The organism is Streptosporangium sp. NPDC023825 (assembly GCF_040639575.1).
GTDB lineage: Bacteria > Actinomycetota > Actinomycetes > Streptosporangiales > Streptosporangiaceae > Streptosporangium.
Map to the genome: position 1 here is coordinate 27,011 of NZ_JBFAAE010000072.1, position 15,037 is coordinate 42,047.

Annotated in this window: 17 protein-coding genes; 12 read left to right on the plus strand and 5 right to left on the minus strand. The window is 68.9% G+C overall.

Annotation, left to right across the window (positions count from 1 at the left end):
* Nucleotides 1–27 precede the first annotated feature (27 nt).
* Nucleotides 28–399, minus strand: coding sequence for an NADH-quinone oxidoreductase subunit A (locus AB0G15_RS37815; RefSeq protein ID WP_362698286.1), 372 nt, complete (start codon nucleotides 397–399; stop codon nucleotides 28–30).
* Nucleotides 400–643: 244 nt separating this feature from the next.
* Here AB0G15_RS37815 and AB0G15_RS37820 point away from each other — a divergent pair, with 244 nt between their 5' ends.
* The 5 genes from AB0G15_RS37820 to AB0G15_RS37840 all read left to right on the plus strand — a co-directional run bounded on the left by AB0G15_RS37820 (nucleotide 644) and on the right by AB0G15_RS37840 (nucleotide 6,400).
* On the plus strand, nucleotides 644–2,086 hold the full coding sequence (locus AB0G15_RS37820; protein ID WP_362849760.1) for a polysaccharide deacetylase family protein: 1,443 nt from the start codon (nucleotides 644–646) through the stop codon (nucleotides 2,084–2,086).
* A gap of 69 nt (nucleotides 2,087–2,155) precedes the next feature.
* Nucleotides 2,156–2,245 carry a putative leader peptide gene (locus tag AB0G15_RS37825; RefSeq protein WP_362698292.1) on the plus strand — a complete coding sequence of 30 codons (90 nt, stop codon included), beginning with the start codon at nucleotides 2,156–2,158 and terminating at the stop codon, nucleotides 2,243–2,245.
* Between the two features lie 214 nt (nucleotides 2,246–2,459).
* Complete coding sequence (locus tag AB0G15_RS37830) at nucleotides 2,460–4,313, plus strand: 2-oxoacid:acceptor oxidoreductase subunit alpha (RefSeq protein WP_362849763.1); 1,854 nt, start codon at nucleotides 2,460–2,462, stop codon at nucleotides 4,311–4,313.
* Nucleotides 4,306–5,376, plus strand: a complete 1,071-nt coding sequence (locus AB0G15_RS37835; protein ID WP_362698296.1) for a 2-oxoacid:ferredoxin oxidoreductase subunit beta — start codon at nucleotides 4,306–4,308, stop codon at nucleotides 5,374–5,376. Before AB0G15_RS37830 ends, AB0G15_RS37835 begins: the two co-directional genes overlap by 8 nt.
* Nucleotides 5,377–5,473: 97 nt before the next feature.
* Entirely contained in the window at nucleotides 5,474–6,400 is a 927-nt protein-coding gene (locus AB0G15_RS37840) for an NAD-dependent epimerase/dehydratase family protein (protein WP_362849766.1), read from the plus strand.
* Between the two features lie 88 nt (nucleotides 6,401–6,488).
* Here AB0G15_RS37840 and AB0G15_RS37845 read toward each other — a convergent pair whose 3' ends face one another.
* Nucleotides 6,489–7,016 carry a DUF6461 domain-containing protein gene (locus tag AB0G15_RS37845; protein WP_362849769.1) on the minus strand — a complete coding sequence of 176 codons (528 nt, stop codon included), beginning with the start codon at nucleotides 7,014–7,016 and terminating at the stop codon, nucleotides 6,489–6,491.
* Between the two features lie 297 nt (nucleotides 7,017–7,313).
* On the opposite strand from AB0G15_RS37845, the gene AB0G15_RS37850 reads away from it, so the two are divergent.
* A complete protein-coding gene (locus AB0G15_RS37850) occupies nucleotides 7,314–7,967 on the plus strand; it encodes a hypothetical protein (protein ID WP_362849771.1) in 654 nt (217 codons plus the stop codon).
* A 182-nt stretch (nucleotides 7,968–8,149) separates the two neighbouring features.
* Here the strand turns inward: AB0G15_RS37850 and AB0G15_RS37855 are convergent, their stop codons facing one another.
* On the minus strand, nucleotides 8,150–8,836 hold the full coding sequence (locus AB0G15_RS37855) for a methyltransferase domain-containing protein (RefSeq protein ID WP_362849774.1): 687 nt from the start codon (nucleotides 8,834–8,836) through the stop codon (nucleotides 8,150–8,152).
* On the opposite strand from AB0G15_RS37855, the gene AB0G15_RS37860 reads away from it, so the two are divergent.
* The 4 genes from AB0G15_RS37860 to AB0G15_RS37875 all read left to right on the plus strand — a co-directional run bounded on the left by AB0G15_RS37860 (nucleotide 8,835) and on the right by AB0G15_RS37875 (nucleotide 11,256).
* Nucleotides 8,835–9,308, plus strand: coding sequence for a MerR family transcriptional regulator (locus tag AB0G15_RS37860; RefSeq protein ID WP_362849795.1), 474 nt, complete (start codon nucleotides 8,835–8,837; stop codon nucleotides 9,306–9,308). The two genes, AB0G15_RS37855 and AB0G15_RS37860, sit on opposite strands and share 2 nt — an antisense overlap.
* 286 nt (nucleotides 9,309–9,594) lie before the next feature.
* Nucleotides 9,595–10,338: an MBL fold metallo-hydrolase gene (locus AB0G15_RS37865; RefSeq protein WP_362849776.1), complete on the plus strand. Its 744-nt coding sequence runs from the start codon at nucleotides 9,595–9,597 to the stop codon at nucleotides 10,336–10,338.
* A gap of 142 nt (nucleotides 10,339–10,480) precedes the next feature.
* The gene (locus AB0G15_RS37870) at nucleotides 10,481–10,921 is read left to right on the plus strand and encodes a type II toxin-antitoxin system RelE/ParE family toxin (protein ID WP_362849779.1); all 441 of its coding nucleotides are present in this window, start codon (nucleotides 10,481–10,483) and stop codon (nucleotides 10,919–10,921) included.
* The gene (locus AB0G15_RS37875) at nucleotides 10,918–11,256 is read left to right on the plus strand and encodes an XRE family transcriptional regulator (RefSeq protein WP_362849781.1); all 339 of its coding nucleotides are present in this window, start codon (nucleotides 10,918–10,920) and stop codon (nucleotides 11,254–11,256) included. The genes AB0G15_RS37870 and AB0G15_RS37875 overlap by 4 nt, the downstream gene beginning before the upstream one ends.
* Nucleotides 11,257–11,319: 63 nt before the next feature.
* On the opposite strand, the gene AB0G15_RS37880 is transcribed toward AB0G15_RS37875, so the two are convergent.
* Nucleotides 11,320–11,532, minus strand: a complete 213-nt coding sequence (locus tag AB0G15_RS37880) for a DUF397 domain-containing protein (protein ID WP_362849784.1) — start codon at nucleotides 11,530–11,532, stop codon at nucleotides 11,320–11,322.
* Nucleotides 11,523–12,344, minus strand: a complete 822-nt coding sequence (locus AB0G15_RS37885) for a helix-turn-helix transcriptional regulator (RefSeq protein WP_362849787.1) — start codon at nucleotides 12,342–12,344, stop codon at nucleotides 11,523–11,525. Before AB0G15_RS37885 ends, AB0G15_RS37880 begins: the two co-directional genes overlap by 10 nt.
* 877 nt (nucleotides 12,345–13,221) lie before the next feature.
* Here AB0G15_RS37885 and AB0G15_RS37890 point away from each other — a divergent pair.
* Both AB0G15_RS37890 and AB0G15_RS37895 read left to right on the plus strand, forming a co-directional pair.
* Complete coding sequence (locus AB0G15_RS37890) at nucleotides 13,222–14,064, plus strand: ATP-binding protein (protein WP_362849790.1); 843 nt, start codon at nucleotides 13,222–13,224, stop codon at nucleotides 14,062–14,064.
* Between the two features lie 308 nt (nucleotides 14,065–14,372).
* A partial coding sequence (locus AB0G15_RS37895) for a non-reducing end alpha-L-arabinofuranosidase family hydrolase (RefSeq protein WP_362849793.1) occupies nucleotides 14,373–15,037 on the plus strand: 665 nt, incomplete at its 3' end.

Consider the following 15,037-nt stretch of genomic DNA (forward strand, 5'->3'; position numbering starts at 1 on the left):
GAGCTCCCAGGCCGGGCCTTCGAGCTCTCAGGTCCAGGTGAGCGCGCGCTTGCGCCAGGCGTAGAGGATGCCGAGCGCGATGAAGCCGAGGAAGACGAACATCTCGACCAGGGTGGTCGTCCCGAAGCCCGGCGCGGCGAAGACCGTCGCCCAGGGGAACAGGAAGACCGCGTCCACCGCGAAGACCACGTACAGGTAGGTGAACACGTAGTAGCGGATCTGGGACTGGGCCCAGCCGTCGCCGACCGGGTCGACGCCGCACTCGTAGGTGAGCAGCTTCTCCGGGGTGGGGCGACTCGGCCGGAGCCCCCGGTTGACGAGCAGCGCCCCGGCGACGATGAGCAAGCCGATCGCGAACAGCGCGAGGACCACCACATAAGAGCCGAAATATCCGCTCATGGCCTCTCCTCCTCGGGGCCGCCGCCGGAACGCTCCGGGACGCCGCGCAACGCTCCGGGACCTGCCGTACGGGGCTCTCCGCCCTACCTATAGCAGTATCCGCGCTTCCCGTCACGCAGGGAAACCGGAGACCGCGAAACGCTAAAGCCTCCGTCCACTTAACATCAAGACGGGGTAAATGCCCCATAAACCCCTATAACGTTAGTTTATGGTTAAACTGCGATTCGGCGGAGGAATCGCGTTGATGGCCGCAATGCTGGCCGGTTGCGGTGTAGCCACCGCCTCCCCCCACGCGAATTCCCCCATCCCCTCTGAACCAACGCTGATCAATTACGTCGATCCCTCCATGGTCCAGGGCCTGAGCACGAGAAGCCTGAACACGGGAGAGGCCAGGGGCCGGCGCGTGCACGCCACCTACCCGGCCATCGCCGACGCCCCCCGGCTCACCGAGAAGCTCCGCAAGACGGTGACCGGGAGCCTCAACCGGTTCACCTGGCACGACGTCCCCGCGAACGCCCTGCCCAACCCCGAGTTCAACGTGGACTGGCAGCTCGCCGCCGCGTCCCCCGAGGTCCTGGGGGTGCGGCTGCGCATCGGCCAGTCCATGGGCTCCGGCTGGAGCGAGTCGCGGACCACCGTCTGGTACGACCGGGCGAGCCGGCGCGCCCTGGACTCCCCGGGCCTGCTCAGGGACGTCGCTGCGCTGACCACGCTGGCCGGGATCGTCAGGGGCGAACTGGCGCTGCGGGGACCGCTGGTGAACCCCAACGCGCTCAGACCGGAACCCTCGATGTTCGACTCCATCGGTTTCAACCCGCGTGGCGACCTCGTCGTGGAGTTCGACGACAAGCAGGTGGGGCTGGGCGTCGCCGGCCGGGTGGCGGTCGCCGTGCCGTCCGCGACCGCGGCGCCACTGCTGTCGGCGACCGGGCTGCGGGCGCAGCGGGCCTCCGTGAGGACCGCGACCCTCACCTCGCAGGAGGACATGCTCGCGGCGAGCATGGACAAGCCCGCGGCGCGCAGTTCCATGGCGGGCACCGTGGACTGCGCGAAGGCCAGGTGCGTGGCGCTGACCTACGAGGACGGGCCGGGTCCCGAGACCGGGCGGCTGCTCGACATCCTCGGCGCGTACAAGGCGAGGGCGACCTTCTTCAGCCTCGGCTCCAACGCCTCCGCGCGTCCCGAGCTGCTGCGGCGCATGCGTGACGAGGGACACCTGGTGGCCAACCACACCTGGTCCCACCGCGACCTCAGCGCGCTGCCCTCCGCCGTCCTCGCCGACCAGCTCACCCGCGCGCAGCACGCGATCACCCAGGCGATCGGCCAGGTGCCCACGCTGATGCGCCCGCCGTACGGCGTGACCGACGAGCAGGTGGCCTCCGTCTCGCGCCGGCTGGGCCTGTCCGTGGTGCGCTGGAGCGTGGACGCCGAGGACAAGCGCGACTCCGACCCCCGCGCGATCGCCCGCAGGACCGTCGCGCAGGTCAGGCCCGGATCGATCGTCCTCATGCGCGACTTCCACCACGCCACCGTCGACGCGGCCCCCGCGATCTTGCGTGAGCTCACCGCAAAGGGTTATACCTTTGTCACTGTCCCGGAGCTGTACGGCCCGCGAGCGATGGAGCCGGGCCGGACCTACGACTCCGGGACCATGCCCGATGTGCTGGAAAAGCAATCCATGTCATAACCTGAGGCTATGGGGCCATAGCCGGAGGCTATGAGAGCCTCTTCGCGACGGGACATATAGTTGGGCATCGTGATCCCAACTGTCCTCTTCGGCCGCCTGCACGTTGACCTGTGTCGGCTCGCGGCCGGGCTGTGTCGGGCCGACCGTCTGCGATCGTGACTCCCCCGTAGGCCGTACGACGGCCGCGGCGCGCGATGTCCGCGCCCAGCTTCGACTCAGTTTCGACTCAGCGGCCGTCAAGGATATGCGACAAAGGTCACTTTCCTTCGCCGAGTGGAACGCGAAAAGACTACGCGTGACCCCGAGGATCTAGCATGGAAAAAAGAATGTGCCACGAGCAACGGCGCCCTGTCGCGTCGAGGAGGACTGAGCTGTGACCAAGCAGGTTCAGCAACTCGACCGCGTGATCATCCGGTTCGCCGGCGACTCCGGCGACGGCATGCAGCTGACCGGTGACCGCTTCACGGCCGGAACCGCGGAGTTCGGCAACGACCTGTCGACGCTTCCCAACTTCCCGGCGGAGATCCGCGCCCCCGCAGGCACCCTGCCGGGGGTGTCGAGCTTCCAGCTGCACTTCGCCGACCACGACATCCTCACGCCGGGCGACGCTCCCAACGTCCTGGTCGCGATGAACCCCGCCGCGCTGAAGGCCAACCTCTCCGACCTGCCGCGCGGCGCCGACCTCATCGTCAACACCGACGAGTTCACCAAGCGCAACCTGCAGAAGGTCGGCTACGACGGCAGCCCCATCGACGACGACTCGCTCGCCGAGTGGCGGGTCCACGCGGTGCCGCTGACCTCGCTGACGGTCAAGGCCCTCGAAGGCTTCGCGCTGTCCAAGAAGGACGCCGAGCGCTCGAAGAACATGTTCGCCCTCGGGCTGCTGAGCTGGCTCTACCACCGGCCCACCGAGGCGACGATCCAGTTCCTCGAGACCAAGTTCGCCAAGAAGCCCGACATCGCCAAGGCCAACATCGCCGCCTTCCAGGCGGGCTGGAACTACGGCGAGACCACCGAGTCCTTCTCGGTCTCGTACGAGATCAAGCCGGCCAAGCTGGCCCCCGGGGTGTACCGCAACATCTCCGGCAACCAGGCGCTCGCCTACGGCCTGATCGCCGCCTCGGTGCAGTCGAAACTGCCGCTGTTCCTCGGCTCGTACCCGATCACCCCGGCCAGCGACATCCTGCACGAGCTGTCCAGGCACAAGCGGTTCGGCATCCGCACCTTCCAGGCCGAGGACGAGATCGCGGGCGTCGGGGCGGCGCTCGGCGCCGCCTTCGGCGGGGCGCTGGGGGTCACGACGACCTCCGGGCCGGGTGTCGCGCTGAAGGCCGAGACCGTGGGCCTCGCGGTGACCACCGAGCTGCCGCTCATCATCGTCGACGTGCAGCGCGCGGGTCCCAGCACCGGCATGCCGACCAAGACCGAGCAGACCGACCTGCTGATGGCCATGTTCGGCCGCAACGGCGAGTCGCCGCTGCCGATCGTGGCGCCCTCGACCCCGTCGGACTGCTTCGACGCGGCGGTGGAGGCGGCCAGGATCGCGGTGAAGTACCGCACCCCGGTCATGCTGCTCTCCGACGGCTACCTCGCCAACGGCTCCGAGCCGTGGAAGCTGCCCGACGCCGCCGACCTGCCCGACATCTCCACCGAGTTCGCCTCGGGGCCGAACGGCGAGGACGGCACGACCTTCCTGCCGTTCAAGCGCGACCCCGAGACCCTCGCCCGCCCCTGGGCGATCCCCGGGACCGCGGGCCTGGAGCACCGGATCGGCGGCATCGAGAAGGCCGAGAACACCGGCAACATCTCCTACGACCCCAATAACCACGACCGGATGGTCCGGGTCCGGCAGGCCAAGATCGACGGGATCGCGAACGACATCCCGCCGCTGGCCGTGGACGACCCCGACGGCGACGCCCGCGTGCTGGTGCTCGGCTGGGGGTCCACGTACGGGCCGATCGCGGCGGCCGTGCGGCGCATCAGGAGGTCCGGGGGCAAGGTCGCCCAGGCTCACCTGCGGCACGTCAACCCGCTGCCCGTCAACACCGGCGAGGTCCTGCGCGCGTACGACAAGGTCCTCCTGCCGGAGATCAACCTCGGCCAGCTCGCGCTGCTGCTCCGCGCCCGCTTCCTGGTCGACATCATCAGCTACAACCGAGTGCGCGGGCTTCCGTTCAAGGCCGAGGAACTTGCCGGCGTGATCCAGGACGTGATCGACAGTGAGTAGTGCTGAGTTGCCCGTGGTCTCCACCCCCGGAAGGGGCGGGGCGCTTTCGCTGGTCCCGAAGTCCGAGGTCAAGCTCGGGATGAAGGACTTCAAGTCCGACCAGGAGGTCCGCTGGTGCCCCGGGTGCGGTGACTACGCCATCCTGGCCGCGGTCCAGTCGTTCGTGCCGGAGCTCGGGCTCAAGCGCGAGAACATGGTGTTCGTCTCGGGCATCGGCTGCTCCTCCCGGTTCCCGTACTACATGGACACCTACGGGTTCCACTCCATCCACGGCCGCGCCCCGGCGATCGCGACCGGCCTCGCCGCCTCGCGTCCCGACCTGTCGGTGTGGGTGATCACCGGTGACGGCGACGCGCTGTCCATCGGCGGCAACCACCTCATCCACGCGCTGCGCCGCAACGTCAACCTGAACATCCTGCTGTTCAACAACAGGATCTACGGCCTGACCAAGGGCCAGTACTCCCCGACCTCCGAGATCGGCAAGATCACGAAGTCGACCCCGATGGGCTCGCTGGACAAGCCGTTCAACCCGATCTCGCTGGCCATCGGGGCCGAGGCCTCCTTCGTGGCCAGGACCATCGACTCCGACCGCAAGCACCTGCAGTCGGTGCTGCGCGAGGCCGCCGAGCACCGGGGCACCTCCCTGGTCGAGATCTACCAGAACTGCAACATCTTCAACGACAACGCCTTCGAGCCGCTGAAGGACCCGGAGCAGCGCGACGACATCACGCTGCGTCTGGAGCACGGTCAGCCCATCGCCTCGGCCTCCAAGGCCGTGCGCAGGGCGGCCGACGGCGGCATCGAGGTCGTCCCGAGGTCGGCGGTGAGCGAGGACGAGATCCTCGTGCACGACGCCCACCGCGCCGACCCGTCGCTGGCCTTCGCGCTCTCCCGGCTGGACGAGCCCGCCTTCGAGCACGTCCCGATCGGCGTCTTCCGCAACGTCGACCGCCCCTCCTACGACGAGCTCATGGCCGAGCAGCTCCAGGAGGCCGTCGGCGAGCGGGGGCCGGGCGACCTGAACGACCTGCTGCTCGGCGGGGACACCTGGCGCATCGGCTGATCGGAACAACCGCACGACACCACACGGTAAGGCCCGCTCTTCGGAGCGGGCCTTACCGCTTATCTGCTAAAAATCCCCCCGAACCAGGAGAAAGCACATGGCCGACCCGGTAGCGGAAGACCACTGGCGGGCGAGGCCCGTACTGGTGACGGGGGCCGGTGGCTTCATCGGGGCCCACCTGGTGCGGCGGCTGATCGCGCTGGGCGCGCGGGTGCACGCGGTCAGCCGCCGGTCCAGGGAGAGCTCGGACGGCGAGACGTGGCACGTCGCGGACGTCGCCGACGCGGGCACGGTCGAGTGGCTCATCGGCTCGACCCGCCCGGCCGTCGTGTTCCACCTGGCCAGCGAGGTCGCCGGGGCGAGGGATCCGCGGCTCGTGCTGCCGATGCTGCACAGCAACCTCACCGGCGTGGTCAACCTGCTGACGGCGGTCGCCGCGGTCCCCGAGACCAGGGTGGTGCTGGCGGGCTCGCTGGAGGAGCTCCGGCCGGAGGAGGGCGACCGGGCGCCGTCCTCGCCGTACGCGGCGTCCAAGTGGGCCGCCGACGGCTACGCGCGGATGTTCCACCACCTGTGGGGCGTCCAGGTGAGCAACCTGCGGATCGGCATGGTCTACGGGCCCGGCCGCCAGGACACCCGCAAGCTGGTCCCCTACGTGGCGCTGTCGCTGCTGCGCGGGCGGACACCCGAGCTCGGCAGCGGAACGCGCCACCTCGACTGGGTGTACGTCGACGACGTGGTCGACGCCTTCCTCGCGGCGGCCGGGACCCCGGAGGCGGCGGGCCGCGCCTTCGACATCGGCACGGGAACGGGCACCTCCATCCGCGACACCGCGGAACTGCTCTCCGAGATCGTCGGCGGCCGGGTCCGTCCCCGCTACGGCGTCATCGCCGACAGGGCGCTGGACAGCGCCAGGATCGCCGACCTGACCGCCGCCACCGAGATCCTCGACTGGCGGCCCACCCTCGGGCTTGAGGAGGGACTGCGCCGGACCGTCGACTGGTTCGCCCGCGGGAACGGCTGACGGCGGCGACGTTTCGCACCCGTCGCGGGTGCCCGCGACCTCGGCCCGTGTCCGGCACGTGAGGTCCGGCACGTGAGGATGGAGGGCCTCAGTACTCAAGGACGCCATGGGCGGTCGCGATGTGACTGGACGTGTTCGGCCGGACCCCGGTGATGCGCTCGGCCAGCCGCCGCGCCGCGGCGAGCCCGCCCTCCGCGTTGCCGTGGACCAGGCCGAGCTCGATCCGGTCGGCCAGGTAGTCCGCCTGGGCGTTGTCCGTCTCATGGGGGATCAGCGGATCGAAGGACAGGATCTTGCGACCATCCGCGTAGTGGACGAAGTCCGCGACACTGTTCACGTTGACGAAGACGCTCGCCGTGACCGTGTCCGCCGACAGGGGCCGCAACACCTCGTCCAGCGTGCCGACGAAGCCGTTCCACTCGCTCAGGATGGTGCCGCCCTCGGCCGGATGGGCGCAGATGAGACCCTCCTCGATCTCGCCCTCCTCGTCGCCGCCGTTGAACACCTCGATCCCGATGCGGGCCAACGCCTCGTGCGGGGTGAGGCCGCGGACGTGCGTCGCGCAGAACGAGGTGTCGTCAAGCCAGCTGTAGACCACGGAAATCCTGCTCTCCACGGGACCAGATCGGGGGAAGTCTGGCATGCGGGCCCGACAGAAGTCGCATCCGGGGCAAGAGGCAGGAAGAGCCGTAGGCTCGCCACCACACCGGAACAAAGGAAAACTCGCGATACACACGCAGGTCCGGGCCGGAAACCGAACGAGCCGACAGCGCCCGTCGCGAGCCGCGCGGAAGCATCATGGAGACAGCGATTGAACGCCACTGACGAGTAATGGCCGTGGGGGTTCATGATGCTCCACCGATATCGCCGATCGTCATTCTCCGGGTCGGCGCCCGGATTTTCCGTCGGACGGTTGATCGTGGTCACGCTCGGCCTGGGCGTGATCGTGGTGGCACTCGTCGCCGCCGCCGACCCGTACCGGCAGACCCGTGAGTTCCACGAGGTCGTGACATGCGAGCGGACGACCGACGACTGCTTCGTCAGGGAGCCGGCTTCCGTCGTCGGCCGACGCACCTACACCACGACGCACACCGACTCCGAGGGCCACACGACCACGACCACGCACTACGAGGTCACCTGGCAGCGGGCCGAAGGTGCCCGGCAGGCTCGTGAGGTGTCATGGAGCCTCTACGAGAAGGCGCGGGAGGGCCAGCCGGTCACGCTGCGGTCCTGGCACGAGGAGGTCGTCGGTGCGGAGGTGGCCGGCAGGACGCAGTGGTTCCTGCCGGAGGTGGGCGGGACGCTCGGCCACTGGCTGCGCCTGGCCTTCCTCGGCCTCGGAGTCCTGCTGTGGGGACTGCTGTTCGGCTGGTGGGACGGGTTCTTCATGCTCTTCTGGCGCACCTTCGTCTGGGTGTTCATGAGCATCGTGCCGGTGGAGGTCGCGACGCGGGCCCTCGCCTACGGCCTGAACACCGGAGGGGCTCTCGTCATGGACATCGTCGTGTGCGCCTTCTTCGTCGGTATTCCCGCCTGGATGCTGTTCGGCTCACTTGAGGACTGGTGAGTTGTTCGGCTCACTTGAGGACTGGTGAGCGGGCGTGAGCCGGGCGGCCCCGCTTCCAGGCGGTGGCTGGTGCTCGCGCGGTGACGCGCCGGTGACCCGCTTGAACGCGTGGCCGGGCGGCCAGGAGGCGGCCCTCGGCCAGGTCGATCGGCTCCGGCACGCCGCCGACGCCGAGCCCGCGCTCAGCTGGCGCGAGTCCCGGAAGCGAGGAAGATCGGAACGGCAACGAACAGCCGGTCGTCGCGTGCCCTGGCGGCCTGGTCGTCGAGCCAGGCGCCTTCTCCCAGGGTGGCGAGCACCGGCAGGCACGCGGCGTCTGTCCACACGATCGTGTGGACCTCGACGATGACATCGACGAACCCGTTGTCCAGCAGGAGGTTGCGATACCGGCGGGCGACCCGCGGGTTCGGCATACCGTCCGCGCGAGCGTGGACGAGCGTGCGGGTGAGGCCGGGATCGTCGGAGTCGATCACGAATGTGTCCCAGTCCTGGCCGACGAGCACCGCGCGGCCGTTCACGACCAGGACCCGGCGGGCCTCGGCGACCGCTCGCTCGGGCTCGGCGAGGACGTGCAGGACCTTGTCGGCGCGGAAGCCGGTGACCGAGCCGTCGTCGAGAGGCAGCTCGGTGGCGTCGGCGACATGGAACTCGCCGGCGGGCCAGCGCCCGGTGGCTGTCTCGATCATGGCGGAGTCCAGGTCCACACCGATGGCCCTCACTCCGCGGGCGGCCAGCTCCCCGACGGCGCGCCCGCTCCCGCAGCCGACGTCGACGACGGTGTCGCCCAGCGCCTGGTACGAGTGTTCCCGCAGGTTGCGTGCTTGGGGTAGATCGTCAAAGGCATCAAGCATGGTAAGTAACGTGGACATGGCCGTCATTGTGCGACTTAATGTCGACATGAAGTCAATCGGTGAGGTGGCGGCTCAGTTCGGGGTGCCGACACACGTGCTGCGTCACTGGGAGGCGGAAGGACTGGTGACACCGGCCCGCGCGGGCGACCGCCGCCGCTACACCGACGCGGACCTGTACCGGGTGGCGGCGATCCTGATCTCGAAGGAGGCGGGCTTCGGGCTCGCGGACATCCGGACGATGCTCGCCGCCCCGTCCGCACCGGCCCGCCACGAGGTGATGGCCCGCCACCGCGAGAGGCTGCTGGCACGGATCGCCCGAGCGCGGGCCGCGCTCGACATGCTGGAGGGCGGCCTGGAATGCCCGCACGACGACATCATGACGTGCTCGCATTTCCAGGGTCTTCTGGCCGACCGGTTGCGGCCGTCTTCCGTGGCGGTCGCGGATCGCCGCAGCGCGAATCCGATCCGTGGCGACCGCGGATCGCCGTAGCGCGGATCGAACGCGGCCGGACACGTCTGCCCCTGAAAGCGACGCGGGCGGCTCGCTCGGCTTTCCCGGCCGCGGCGGACGCCTCACGGGCCAAGGGCGAAGTCCGGGCGCATCGTCTCCTTTATGCCGACAGCGCGGCCTTGGTGATTCACCGGCAACCGAGCGTGTCCGACAGTGGCCAGTCATCGCCCCCGAAAACCCCGGCACCGTCTCTGGCCCGGGAAGGTGGAAGCCCCTCGCCCCCACGGACGCGCCATGGTCGGCGAGCCGGAAGTAGGGTTCATGGATGCTGCTGACGGTCCTTGGCGGATGCGGTGCGTGGCCGGGGGCGGGCCAGGCCTGCAGTGGTTATCTCGTGGAGCACGGCGGGTTCAGGCTGCTCGTCGACCCCGGGTACGCGACGGTGCCGCGACTGCTGGAACGGGTCACCGCTGATCAGGTCGACGCGGTGTTCGTCAGTCACGGACATCCCGATCACTGCGCCGATCTGAACCCGCTGTTGCGGGCACGCGCGTTCCGTGACGATCCGCCGGCTCCCTTGCCGGTGTACTCACTGCCCGGCGCCCTGGACGCGGTGCTCGCGCTGGACCGCCCGGGAATGCTGACCGATGCCCATGTCCTGCGCGAGTTCACCGCCGGCGACCGGATCGACATCGGCCCGTTCCGTGCGCGGACCCGCCTGCTGCCGCACTCGGTGCCCAATGCCGGCGTACGGCTGACGGCGGGCGAGCGGGTGCTCGCGTACACCGGTGACACCGGCCCGAGCCCCGAGACGGTGGAGCTGGCGCGCGGCGCCGACCTGTTCCTGGCCGAGGCCAGCTATGCGGACCTGGTCCCGGAGGAATCGCGGCGCAACCTGTCGAGTGCCCGCCAGGCAGGCCGGCAGGCCGAGGAAGCCGGCGCCCGGCACCTGGTGCTGACCCACCTGCTGCCGGGGACGGACGCCGCCGCCGCGCGAGCCGCCGCCGGGGCCGAATACGACGGCGAGATCGGCATCGCCACCTCCGGCCTCACCATCGACCTCCCCTGAGCAAGGCCTCCTCGGGCTTCGAACGCCTCGCGTCGTTCTCCGGCATGCGGCGCACTTCGATGGCACCGATCATCACCTTCGGGACAGTCCATACCCACAAACAGTCACGAACGGACGAGCTGGAAGAAGTAGAGTAGGCGGCTTGCTCCTCTGGTCAGGAAAGCGCCTCCTTGCTGCTGTCTTAATGCCAGGGTTAAGCTCCGGACGGAGCTGGACGGCAGGCCGTGCTGGTGCCGAGGTCGCCGACTGGTACGACCAGTTGTGCCAGGACGACTGGGGCAGCGCTGATCAGGTCGAAAACGCCATAGACATGCTGGCGCAGGTCGGGCCGACACTTGGTCGACCGCTGGTGGATCGCATCAAAGGAGCCGACAATCACCATCTGAAAGAGTTGCGACCTGGTTCGTCAAAAGGAAGTGAGATCCGCATTCTGTTCGCATTCGACCCGGTCCGCCGGGCAGTACTGCTGGTCGCGGGCGACAAGGCCGGCAACTGGGACCATTGGTATGACACAAATATCCCGATGGCGGAGAAACGGTACGCCGAACACATAGCGGAGCTGGCTAGCAGGGAGTACGAATGAGCGCGGTCAACTGGGACGAGGTGAAGCAGCGGGAGCGGGAGCGGCGCCAGGCTGCGGGACTGCCCGTGCAATCGGATGCCGAGAAGTCCGCCGCGATGGAGCAGCTCGCCGCGGAGATCAGGGCGTACAAGCTCGCGGAGATCAGGCGGGAGCAGGATCTGACCCAGCGCGACGTTGCCACCACCATGGGGATCTCCGGCCCGAGAGTCTCGGCCATCGAGCACGGCGAGGTCGACCGTGTCGAGGTGGCGACCCTGCGCTCCTACGTGGAGGCTCTCGGCGGGCGGTTGCGCGTGGTGGCCGACTTCGGCGACGTCGAATACACCGTGGCATAGCCCGTACGACCTCAGAAGCCCTCGGCCACCTGGTCGAGGGCTTCCTTGTCCCTGGGAGCGGAGTCAGAAGTCGAACTCGCCCTTCTTGGCGCCGTCGACGAAGGCGTCCCACACACTCGCGCTCACCACGAAGGGCGCCTGGTCGGGAGCCTCGGTGTCGCGCAGGCCCACCCGGCCGCCGGACAACGGGGCGACCTCCAGGCAGTTTCCCTGGTTGGATCCGCTCTTGGTGGCCTTGCGCCAGGCCGCGGTCTTGAGTTCGTCGCTCAGATCCACAGTTTCTCCGCCTTTCTGATCAACCCGATGGACGCGCGCTGGGGCTGCGCCTCCGCGCGCAGGGCGTCGTATCTGGCGTGGATGGCTTCCACATCTTCCGGACGACTCGACACATATCCATTGGTTGCGGATTCGATGTACACCATATCCGGGTTTCCCGGAAGCTGAGCGATCACGAAACCGCCGAGGATTCCCGTCGTCACTCCCAGCTCCATGGGAACGATCTGGATGCCGATTCGCGGGGACTCTATCGCCTGCGCGAGGCGTTCGAGTTGTCGGCGCATGACGTCCCTGCCGCCGATCGGGCGGTACAGAATGCCCTCGTCGATCACCGCGCGAAACAGAGGCGGGTCGGCGCGATCAAAGATCGCCTGACGTTCCATCCGGGCGGCGATGGCTTTTTCCGTCTGCTCGTCGGTTATGCCGGGCTCTCCACGGATAACCGCCCGCGCGTATTCCTCGATCTGGAGGAGGCCAGGTATGACGAGCGGCTCCCAGGTGTGCAGCGTGTGCGCCGCCGGCTCGATGTCGAGCCAGCTCCGGAACCACCAGGGGCTCGCGGCATGGGTGATGTGTGCCCAGAACTGAACAAGCTCCCCGTTCGCCCTCAGGGCGTCGTCGCAGCGTTGTGCCAGGTTGCGGCTGGGTGTGCGCTCGCCCCTCTCGACGAAGCTCAGCAGACTCCTGCTGAACTGGGTCACCTCGGCCAGCTCATCCTGAGTCATTTTTGCCTTTTTTCGGCATTTACGGAGTTCCGCGCCGAAGAGAGCCAGGTTGCTCATTGTCGGGTCGAGCTCGGAGTTCGTGAACATTGCGACTCCATCCAGCGATGGATTCCACACCGCGACACAAATGACACAGCTTTTTCACAAACTGTCGCACTGATGTGCCACATGTTTCACTACTCAAAGTAGCTATCCGGGGGCACTCTGTGAAGTGGTCCGGGGCGGCAGAAACGCTACCGGAGTGGCCCTTTCACGCGTATGAGGAGCCCTCTTCTCGGGCCATCGAGAAACACCGCTTATGTCCGGATAAGGGGGCGAAAAGTGTCTGTCGATTCATTGGAGAAGGAGATATCGGTCGTGCTTCACGCCTCTGCCGGACACACACCTGTCACCGCTGAGTAAGTCCTGCGGAGTCGCCTCCTCGCAAGGCGAACCCACCAAACCAGACGGGGCCTGCCACGGCGCGGCACGCCATGACAAGCCCCTCGACCGGACTCTGGAGGTCCGACCTGATGCGTAACCCTAGAGGAAACCCCAGGCCGATCCGGGTGCGTTGGCACGCGAACCGGCCGCCGATGCCGCTCGGCTGCCGCTGGTGCGGCCATCCCCCGTACACCCACGAGGCCGCCAGTCTTCCGCACCGCGCGCACCACCACCGGGAGCAGCCCACCCCTGTCCAGGTCCACGCGCGGATGAGCGTTCGCCGCCGCCTCAGCCTCTCCAGCCGCCCGCCCGTCACGACGCCCCTCCGCACGATCCCCGGCCCGGCGATTCCCGGCTCTACGGTCCCCCGCCCCACAGCCTCCGTCGCTTTTCCCGTGCGGCCCGCTGAGGGCTCCCCCGGCCGGCATCGGCGGCCGGAGCAGGCCGTGGCCACGGTCGTCGTGCCGTACCGGCGTGGGCGGCCGCCGAACCCCCGTACCCCCTCCGGCAGGCACGCCCCGTACCGGCAGGGAGCGACGGCGTGAACGAACGCGCCTCCCAGCCCCGGCAGGGCGGGCGGCATCGGCGCGGAGCGGCCACCGCGCAGATCGACCACCGGTCCTGGGACCCGGCCGAACGCGCCGCCGCCGAGCGGCTCGACCAGGTCGAGCCCGCCTGGACCGTCTGGTACGGCCCCGGCACCCGGCGTTTCCACGCTGCCGCCATGTGGCCCGCTCCCGAACCTCTGATCGTGCGGGCCGGCACCGCCGGCGAGCTACGCGACCTGATGCGCGAGGCCGAGCACGGCCCACCGCCTTCCCGAGGAGAGATCATGCCCGAGATCCCGGACACCCCACCGGCCCCGGACGGCTCGCGGACTCCGGACGCCCCTCTGACCGTCTGCTGGGACCTGCCGCACGACCTGCCGATCGTCGGCAAGGCCCGCGCCATGGTGCGCGAGATCCTCGTCGACCGGGAGCTGCACCACCTCGTCGACGACGCCGTCCTGGTGGCCGGCGAGCTGCTCGCCAACGCGATCGTCCACGGCGAGCCCGTGGTCAGGCTTTCCGCGCGGGCCGGCACGGACGAGCTCCGGCTCCAGGTCACCGACCGGGGAACCGGGCAGCCCCGCCTCCTCGCCCTCGACGCCGAGGCCGTCCACGGTCGCGGCCTGGCCATCGTCCGGGCTCTCGCCCACGACCGCGGCGTCACTCCCCTCCTTGACCGTCCCGGCAAAACCGTCTGGGCCCGCTGGTGCCTACCGTCACGCGACGCCTCGCCGGCTCCGTCAACCAGGTGTCCGGGACCCGACGACGGACGTTCACGGCCTGCTCGCCGCCGCGTCGAACGGCCGCGCACGGCAGAAGACCATCGCCATCGCTGAACGTTTCATCACAGAGCCGATCTCGCACGGTGCGATCGGATGCCCGTAAGGGCAGATGAAGGCCCGCCGGGGGCGCGAGCGCGGGGAAGAGGGCCAAGGGGCGTGCCTTGACGCGGATCGGCCACATCGTATTGGCTCCGCGCACCACCACCATCTCTCGCCAGAGAAATGGTGCAGTCCGTCGGCGAACGTAATGTTAGCGCTAACAACGATCTTGGCCCCGCGTGTACACCTGGGCGGCACCCCCCGGCACGCCACCACCCGCACCAGTCCCCGACAGCGGCTGGACGAAAAGATGAGGAGCACCCATGCGCCTGCCCTGGCGAACGCGGACACCGCGTCCTTCCGCCGTCACACCGACGGCCCCGTCCCAACCTGCCGTACGCCGCGTCTTCACGATCATCGCGATCCCGATCCTGCTGGCGGCGGCCGGGCTGGTGGCCACGCAGCCCGCGCAGGCGGCCGTCGCCTGCCGGGTCGACTACGCCGTCACCTCGTCGTGGCCGGGTGGCTTCGGCGCCAGCGTCACCATCAACAACCTGGGTGACGCGGTCAACGGCTGGCGGCTGACCTGGTCCTTCGAGGGCAGCCAGCAGATCACCCAGATGTGGAACGCCACGTCCGCCCAGTCCGGTTCGACGGTGACCGCGACCAACGTCGCCTACAACGCGGCCATCCCGTCGGGGGGCAGCACCGCCTTCGGGTTCAACGGCTCGTACACCGGCGGCAACCCGTCGCCCGCCTCGTTCTCCCTGAACGGCGTGGCCTGCACCGGGAACCCCGGAACCCCCACTCCCACCCCCACGGTCACGCCGACCCCCGACCCGACGCCGACGCCCACTCCGACGCCGACCGGTACCTGCAACCTTCCGTCGACCTACCGGTGGACCTCGTCCGGCCCGCTGGCGCAGCCGAAGTCGGGCTGGGTCTCGCTCAAGGACTTCACCGTCGCCCCCTATGAGGGCAAGCAGCT

Bases quoted from the DNA above. Each gene is read 5' to 3' on its own strand.
- AB0G15_RS37815 (WP_362698286.1), bottom strand. From the start codon at position 399: ATGAGCGGATATTTCGGCTCTTATGTGGTGGTCCTCGCGCTGTTCGCG.
- AB0G15_RS37820 (WP_362849760.1), top strand. From the start codon at position 644: ATGGCCGCAATGCTGGCCGGTTGCGGTGTAGCCACCGCCTCCCCCCAC.
- AB0G15_RS37840 (WP_362849766.1), top strand. From the start codon at position 5,474: ATGGCCGACCCGGTAGCGGAAGACCACTGGCGGGCGAGGCCCGTACTG.
- AB0G15_RS37860 (WP_362849795.1), top strand. From the start codon at position 8,835: ATGGCCGTCATTGTGCGACTTAATGTCGACATGAAGTCAATCGGTGAG.
- AB0G15_RS37855 (WP_362849774.1), bottom strand. From the start codon at position 8,836: ATGTCCACGTTACTTACCATGCTTGATGCCTTTGACGATCTACCCCAA.
- AB0G15_RS37865 (WP_362849776.1), top strand. From the start codon at position 9,595: ATGCTGCTGACGGTCCTTGGCGGATGCGGTGCGTGGCCGGGGGCGGGC.
- AB0G15_RS37875 (WP_362849781.1), top strand. From the start codon at position 10,918: ATGAGCGCGGTCAACTGGGACGAGGTGAAGCAGCGGGAGCGGGAGCGG.
- AB0G15_RS37885 (WP_362849787.1), bottom strand. From the start codon at position 12,344: ATGTTCACGAACTCCGAGCTCGACCCGACAATGAGCAACCTGGCTCTC.